The 6,774-nt window shown below is 67.1% G+C and carries 8 protein-coding genes and 1 tRNA gene; 7 read left to right on the top strand and 2 right to left on the bottom strand.

Going from position 1 to position 6,774, the window contains the following annotated elements; genetic code table 11:
• Positions 1 to 134: 134 nt before the first annotated feature.
• A tRNA-Leu gene (locus tag V8324_RS12295) sits at positions 135 to 218 on the bottom strand.
• 331 nt (positions 219 to 549) lie between these two features.
• On the opposite strand from V8324_RS12295, the gene V8324_RS12290 reads away from it, so the two are divergent.
• Entirely contained in the window at positions 550 to 1,128 is a 579-nt protein-coding gene (locus tag V8324_RS12290; protein WP_336420220.1) for a YqaA family protein, read from the top strand.
• Positions 1,128 to 1,592 (top strand): disulfide bond formation protein B, encoded by a 465-nt coding sequence (locus V8324_RS12285; protein ID WP_336420219.1) that lies wholly within the window; start codon positions 1,128 to 1,130, stop codon positions 1,590 to 1,592. The genes V8324_RS12290 and V8324_RS12285 overlap by 1 nt, the downstream gene beginning before the upstream one ends.
• Positions 1,593 to 1,634: 42 nt before the next feature.
• Here V8324_RS12285 and V8324_RS12280 read toward each other — a convergent pair whose 3' ends face one another.
• On the bottom strand, positions 1,635 to 2,063 hold the full coding sequence (locus V8324_RS12280; RefSeq protein ID WP_336420218.1) for an Lrp/AsnC family transcriptional regulator: 429 nt from the start codon (positions 2,061 to 2,063) through the stop codon (positions 1,635 to 1,637).
• Between the two features lie 115 nt (positions 2,064 to 2,178).
• Between V8324_RS12280 and rocF the strand changes: the two genes are divergently transcribed.
• The 5 genes from rocF to kdsA all read left to right on the top strand — a co-directional run bounded on the left by rocF (position 2,179) and on the right by kdsA (position 6,738).
• Positions 2,179 to 3,108, top strand: coding sequence for an arginase (gene rocF, locus V8324_RS12275; RefSeq protein WP_336420217.1), 930 nt, complete (start codon positions 2,179 to 2,181; stop codon positions 3,106 to 3,108).
• Positions 3,109 to 3,118: 10 nt separating this feature from the next.
• A complete protein-coding gene (locus V8324_RS12270) occupies positions 3,119 to 4,168 on the top strand; it encodes an ornithine cyclodeaminase (protein ID WP_336420216.1) in 1,050 nt (349 codons plus the stop codon).
• A gap of 108 nt (positions 4,169 to 4,276) precedes the next feature.
• Entirely contained in the window at positions 4,277 to 4,813 is a 537-nt protein-coding gene (locus tag V8324_RS12265; RefSeq protein ID WP_336420215.1) for an isochorismatase family protein, read from the top strand.
• A 94-nt stretch (positions 4,814 to 4,907) separates the two neighbouring features.
• Entirely contained in the window at positions 4,908 to 5,882 is a 975-nt protein-coding gene (locus V8324_RS12260; RefSeq protein WP_336420214.1) for a KpsF/GutQ family sugar-phosphate isomerase, read from the top strand.
• A 31-nt stretch (positions 5,883 to 5,913) separates the two neighbouring features.
• A complete protein-coding gene (gene kdsA, locus V8324_RS12255; protein WP_336420213.1) occupies positions 5,914 to 6,738 on the top strand; it encodes a 3-deoxy-8-phosphooctulonate synthase in 825 nt (274 codons plus the stop codon).
• Positions 6,739 to 6,774 lie beyond the last annotated feature (36 nt).

Here is a 6,774-nt window from a genome sequence, read left to right as displayed (position 1 = left end):
CCCCAGCTGGTTCAAGCCGGGGAAAGGTTGCACATGGGTCAGTTCTCAGTGACAATTTTGGTGGTTGCCGGGTCAGATCTCAGCGACAATCAACAATGCCGCGCACAAGGCGAAGATCGCGGACTAGGTGGGATTGGTGCGGGTGGTCGGACTCGAACCGACACTCCTTGCGGAAAGGGTGTTTGAGACCCTCGCGTCTACCATTCCGCCACACCCGCACTGGTCGCTCCCCGGTGGTAGCCTCGGGGACCGGAGCCCTGTCTAACCCGCCGCGCCGCCGGGCTCAATCCGACGCGGATGGCCTATTCCGGACCCAGGGACCGATCGGTCAGCGCAACGCCTTGAAAACGATTCGCTTTTCCGGGCAGACACCGTGATTCTGAATCCCCTGCGTCTACCATTCCGCCACTTTGGCCACCGCAAATGGCATAGCCAAGCCGCGGCGCGGCGTCCAGAGGGTGCGGCGAAATTTGCCATGTGTGGAGCCGAGGCTTGACCGCGCGGCGCACGCGTGCTGTGTCGCGGGATCTGAAACCGGGGCAGCAGCACATGATCAGATCCCTTTACGACTGGACACTGCGCATGGCCAAGCATCGCCAGGCGCTCTGGGTGCTGGCGGCGGTCAGTTTCATCGAAAGCTCGGTCTTTCCGATCCCACCGGATGTGTTGATGATCCCGATGATCCTGGCGCGCCCGTCGCGGGCCTGGCTGATCGCCTCGGTGGCGCTTGTGTCCTCGGTGCTGGGCGGGCTTCTCGGCTATGTCATCGGCGCCTTCGCCTACCAGGAGATCGGCGTGCCGATCCTTACCGCGCTCGGCAAGGATGCGGCGATGGAGGCCTTCAGCACGCGGTTCAACGATCTCGGCTTCTGGGCGGTGCTGACGGCGGGGGTCACGCCGTTTCCCTACAAGGTGATCACCATCATGTCGGGCTGGACAGCGATGCCGATCGGCACCTTCGTCGCCACCTCGATCCTGGCCCGCGGCCTCCGGTTTTTCCTGGTCGCCGGTCTGCTGTGGAAATTCGGCCCGCCGATCCGCGATTTCATCGAGCGTCGGCTGGGACTGATGACGATCCTGTTCGTGCTGCTTCTCTTTGGCGGCTTCTACGTGACGAGGTTCCTGTGATGGGGCTGTCCAGACGCCAGCTTGCAGGCCTCGCCGCGGGCGGATCGGCCGCGCTCTTGCTCGCGGCCTTCGGCTTTCAGCATATCGGCGGCATGGCGCCCTGTTCGCTGTGCGTGTGGCAACGCTGGCCGCATGTGGTCGGGGTCGCCTGCGGGGCGGTGGCACTTTTTGCCCTGCCCCGAGCGGTGGCCCTTGCCGGCATGATGGCGGCGCTCGCCACGGCGGCGATCGGCGGCTACCATACCGGCGTCGAGCGCGGCTGGTGGAAGGGCCCTGGGACCTGCACCTCCTCGGGCACGTCCGGTCTCAGCGCCGACGAGCTTTTCGATCGGATCATGGCCGCGCCGCTGGTGCGCTGTGACGAGGTGCCCTGGCAGTTGCTGGGCCTGTCGATGGCGAGCTGGAACATGGTTCTGGCGCTCGGGCTTGCGGGGATCTGGTTTTTGGCCCTGCGCGCCCGCTGAGTACAGCGGCCGGGAGCCAAGCCAAGGAGCGCTCTTGCACGCTCATCCCCCCGATTTCCAGGTATTGAGCAGAAGGCTGGTTTCCGAACTGGCGATCCCGTCGAAGCGCCGGATCTGCGCCAGTACCCGGTCGAGGGCCTCCAGCGTGTCGGTGCCGATCTCGACGATCACGTCCCAGCGGCCATTGGTGGTGTGCATCGCGCGCACCGCGCTCAGGCCGCCAAGCCGGCGCAGGATGCGCTCGGTCCCGCGCCCCTCGATCCCCAGCATCATCAGGCCGCGCACCGGATCGCGGGCCGCATCCCCGCGCAGCACCACGGTAAAGCCGACAATCTCGCCGCGCGCGCGCAGCCGATCGATCCGCGCCCGCACGGTGGTGCGCGACACGCCAAGCCCGGCCGCCAGATCCGAGAGCGAGGCGCGCGCATCGTGCCGCAGCATCGAGATGAGGGCGTGATCGATCGTATCCATTTCGCAGAACTGAGCTTTCGTTTCGGAGGATAACGCACCAAACTGTGCAAAAAATTGGCTTCTAATCAACCCGTTTCGGCATCATTCTAATCGCGACCGTAAAAGGGAATATGTGATGACCACCAAGAAAATCGTTCTGATCGGCGCGCCGGTCGATAGCGGGAAGGATCGGCGCGGCTGTCTGATGGGGCCGGATGCCTACCGTACCGCCGGGCTGGCCCAGGCGCTTGGCGATCTGGACCACGGCGTCAGCGACATCGGCAATCTCGCGCCCGCCGAAACCGTGCCCGACCCCGGGATGCCGCCGCATGTCCACGCGCCCGCGCTGACCGCCGGCTGGACGGCGACGCTGGCCACTGCCGCGCGCGACGCGATGCAGGACGGCCTGCCGATCTTCCTCGGTGGCGATCACAGCCTGTCGCTGGGGTCCATGGCCGGGGTCGCGGCGCACGCGAACGCCCTCGGGCGTCCGCAATATATCCTGTGGCTCGACGCGCATAGCGACATCCACACGCCGCAAAGCACCGAATCGGGCAACCTGCATGGCACGCCCATCGGCTACGTGACCGGGCGCCCGGGTTTTCACGGCTTTCCGCCCGTCGCCTACCCGGTGCCGCAGGAGAATATCTGCATGCTCGGCCTCCGCTCGGTCGATGCGGCGGAACGTGCGGCGCTCGACGGCACGGCGATCCGCACGCATGACATGCGCGAGATCGACGAGCGCGGGATCGCCCGGCCGCTCGCCGCGTTCCTGTCGGATGTCGAGAACGCCGGCGGGATGCTGCATGTCTCGCTCGACGTGGATTTCCTCGATCCAGGTTTAGCGCCCGCGGTCGGCACCACCGTGCCCGGCGGCGCCACCATGCGCGAGGCGCATCTGGTGATGGAGATGGTCAGCGACAGCGGTCTTCTGACCTCGCTCGACCTCGTGGAACTGAACCCGTTTCTCGACGAGCGCGGGCGCACCGCGCAGGTGATGGTCGATCTCGCGGCCTCGGCGCTTGGCCGCCGCGTCTTCGATCGCCCCACCCAGGCCCATAACTGAGGATTTCCCAATGACGCTTTCTCCCTCCGACAAGGCACTGGTGCCCTTCGTCTCTGTCGACAACATGATGAAGCTGGTGCATCACATCGGGATAGAGCCGATGCTGGCCGGTCTGGCCGAGTATATCGAGGCCGATTTCCGGCGCTGGAACCTCTTCGACAAGAGCCCGCGCGTCGCGTCGCATTCCGACGAGGGCGTGATCGAATTGATGCCCACCTCGGATGGCGAGGTCTACGGGTTCAAATACGTCAACGGCCATCCGAGCAACACGAAGGCCGGATTACAGACCGTCACCGCCTTCGGGCTGCTGGCCAATGTCGGCAACGGCTACCCTGTGCTGCTGTCGGAAATGACTGTGCTGACCGCGCTGCGCACCGCTGCGACCTCCGGCATGGTGGCGAAATACCTTGCACCGAAGGGCGCCGACACGATGGCGATGATCGGCGCCGGCGCGCAGTCCGAATTCCAGAGCCTTGCGATGAAGGCGCTGGTCGGCATTACCTCGGTGCGGCTTTACGATATCGACGCCGCGGCGACCGCGAAGGCCGCGCGCAATCTTGCCGGCACGGGGCTGAACATCGTGACCTGTGCCAGCCCGGAAGAGGCCATCGAGGGCGCGCAGATCATCACCACCTGCACCGCCGACAAGCAGTACGCGACGATCCTGACCGACAACATGGTCGGTGCGGGAGTGCACATGAACGCCATCGGCGGCGACTGTCCGGGCAAGACGGAACTGGCGCCCGGCGTGCTGAACCGCTCCACGATCTTCGTGGAATACCCCGAACAGACAAGGATCGAGGGCGAGATCCAGCAGCTCGACCCCGACCATCCGGTGACCGAGATGTGGCAGGTGCTGGCCGGAGAGGCGCCGGGGCGCGCGTCGCAAGGGCAAATCACGCTGTTCGACAGTGTCGGCTTCGCGATCGAGGATTTCTCGGCGCTGCGCTACATCCGCGACCATATCGGCGGCAGCGACTACTACCTGAACCTCGACCTTCTGGCCGATCCCGACGATCCCCGCGACCTCTTCGGAATGGTCCTGCGCGCCGCCCCCTGACCGGGCAGGCCAGCTTGATCGCCGGCCCCGCCTCTGGCATAGGCAGGGCCGACGCGGTTGGCAGCTTGCATGGCCGCACGGCCCCGTTGCACTGACAGGCGAGCGCGCATGCCCATTCTCAAACCCGACTCTTGCCACCTTCTGCTGATCGACTTCCAGGCGCGGCTGATGCCGGCGATCCGCGACGGCGACGAGGTGCTGGCGAACGCCGCGCAGCTTCTGGCCGTCGCGCGCAAGCTGAAGGTCTCGCGCAGCTTCACCGAACAGAACCCCGACAAGCTGGGACGGACCGTGCCGGAGGTCGCCCCGCAGCCGGGCGAGCCGGTTCTGGCGAAGATGAGCTTCGACGCCTGCCGCACGGCCGGGGTGGTCGAGACCCTGGCGGGGGCGACGGATTTCGTCGTGATGGGATGCGAGGCGCATGTCTGCGTGTCGCAGACGGTTCTGGGGCTGATGCAGGCCGGACACCGCGTGCATGTCGTCGCCGATGCCGTCGGCGCGCGCGCGCAGATCAACCGCGACGTCGCGCTTACCCGGATGGCCCGCCACGGCGCGCAGATCGTCACCTCTGAAATGGTGGTCTTCGAATGGCTCGGCACGGCGACGCATCCGGCCCTGCGCGAGGTCATCGCGTTGATCAAGTGACGTGCCGGGTATCCTGCCGACGCGCGCATGGGCTGGACCGCGCCCGGATCCGGCGCTAAGCGAGGCAAGACGCGGCATCGAAGGACACCAGGACATGACGGCAGTGCGCAAGGCAGAGCATGAGAGAATCCGCGCGCTGGCGGCGCGCGTCCTGCGCACCGAGGCCGACGCGATCGCGCTGATGGCCGAGGACCCTCCCGAGGGGCTCGCGCGGGCGGTGCGGCTGATGCAGGGATCGACCGGGCGCGTCGTCGTCTCGGGCATGGGCAAGTCTGGCCACATCGCGCGCAAGATCGCCGCGACGCTGGCCTCGACCGGGTCGCCGGCGCTTTACCTGCACCCCGGCGAGGCGAGCCACGGCGACCTCGGCATGGTGACGGGCGGCGATGTCTGCCTGCTGCTGTCGAATTCCGGCGAGACGCGCGAGTTGTCGGACCTGATCCAGTATGCAAGGCGCTTCGACATCCCGATGATCGCCGTCACCCGCGTGGCCGGCAGTACGCTGGCGCGGCAGGCGGACGTGGCGCTGATCCTGCCCGACGCGCCCGAGGCGTGCGCGATCGGCATGGCGCCCACCACCTCGACCACCTGCGCGCTGGCCTTGGGCGACGCGCTGGCCGTGGCGCTGATGGAAGAACGCGGCTTTGCCGCCGATGCGTTCCACGTCTTCCACCCGGGTGGCAAGCTCGGGGCGCAATTCCTGCGGGTGGCCGATATCATGCATGTCGGCGACGCGCTGCCGGTGGTCGCGCCCGACACCTCGATGGGCGAGACCCTGATCGAGATGAGCGGCAAGGGCTTCGGCATCGCCGCGGTCATCGAGGCGGGACACCTGCACGGGGTGATCACCGATGGCGACCTGCGCCGCAATCTCGACGGGCTGATGGAGCGCGCCGCGGGCCAGGTGGCGACCCGCGATCCGCTGACCGCCCGCCCCGGCATGCTGGTGTCAGAGGCGCTCGGCGTGATGAACCGCAACAAGATCGGCGCGCTGCTGGTCGTCGACGAGGCGGGCGCGCTGTGCGGGCTGCTGCACATCCATGACTGCCTGCGCGCGGGCGTCGCCTGACACAGCCTTGCTCGGAAAGGACACGCAAGACATGACCAAAACCGTTGCCATAGGACCGCTGAAGGTGGCAAACGACGCGCCCTTCGCGCTGATCTCGGGACCCTGCCAGATGGAAAGCCTCGACCACGCGCGCCGCATCGCCGGCACGCTGGCCGAGACCTGCGACCGGCTCGGCATCCCCTTCGTGTTCAAGGCCAGCTATGACAAGGCCAACCGCTCGTCCCTGGGCGGCAAGCGCGGCCTCGGGATGACCCAGGGCCTTGCGAACCTCGCCGCGATCCGTGACGAGTTCGGCTGCCCGGTGCTGACCGACGTGCACGAAAGCGACCAATGCGCCCCCGCCGCCGAGGTCTGCGACGTGTTGCAGATCCCCGCATTCCTCAGCCGGCAGACGGATCTTCTACTGGCCGCGGGGGCCACGGGGCGCGCGATCAACATCAAGAAGGGGCAGTTCCTCGCGCCGTGGGACATGGCCAACGTCGCCGCCAAGGTCGCCTCGACCGGCAACGAGAACATCCTGCTGTGCGAACGCGGTGCGAGTTTCGGCTACAACATGCTGGTCTCGGACATGCGGTCGCTGCCGATCATGGCCGACACCGGCTATCCGGTGATCTTCGACGCCACCCATTCGGTACAATTGCCGGGCGGCATGGGCGCGTCGTCGGGCGGGCAGCGCGAATTCGTGCCGCCGATGGCGCGCGCGGCGCTGGCCGTGGGCTGTGCGGGCCTGTTCATAGAGACGCATGACGATCCAGACAACGCGCCCTCTGACGGACCCAACATGGTGCCGCTGGGGGACATGCCCGCGCTGCTGGAACGTCTGGTGCGCCTCGACCGGATGATCAAGGCGGGCTGAACGGGCAGGGCCAGCCGCCCTGCCCGGCCCCGCGCC

The organism is Roseovarius sp. D22-M7 (genome assembly GCF_037083785.1).
Lineage (GTDB): Bacteria > Pseudomonadota > Alphaproteobacteria > Rhodobacterales > Rhodobacteraceae > Roseovarius.
This window is presented reverse-complemented; position numbering and strand designations above follow the sequence as displayed.

Coding starts and splice junctions, on each gene's coding strand:
- V8324_RS12290 (WP_336420220.1), top strand. CDS start 550: ATGATCAGATCCCTTTACGACTGGACACTGCGCATGGCCAAGCATCGC.
- V8324_RS12285 (WP_336420219.1), top strand. CDS start 1,128: ATGGGGCTGTCCAGACGCCAGCTTGCAGGCCTCGCCGCGGGCGGATCG.
- V8324_RS12280 (WP_336420218.1), bottom strand. CDS start 2,063: ATGGATACGATCGATCACGCCCTCATCTCGATGCTGCGGCACGATGCG.
- rocF (WP_336420217.1), top strand. CDS start 2,179: ATGACCACCAAGAAAATCGTTCTGATCGGCGCGCCGGTCGATAGCGGG.
- V8324_RS12270 (WP_336420216.1), top strand. CDS start 3,119: ATGACGCTTTCTCCCTCCGACAAGGCACTGGTGCCCTTCGTCTCTGTC.
- V8324_RS12265 (WP_336420215.1), top strand. CDS start 4,277: ATGCCCATTCTCAAACCCGACTCTTGCCACCTTCTGCTGATCGACTTC.
- V8324_RS12260 (WP_336420214.1), top strand. CDS start 4,908: ATGACGGCAGTGCGCAAGGCAGAGCATGAGAGAATCCGCGCGCTGGCG.
- kdsA (WP_336420213.1), top strand. CDS start 5,914: ATGACCAAAACCGTTGCCATAGGACCGCTGAAGGTGGCAAACGACGCG.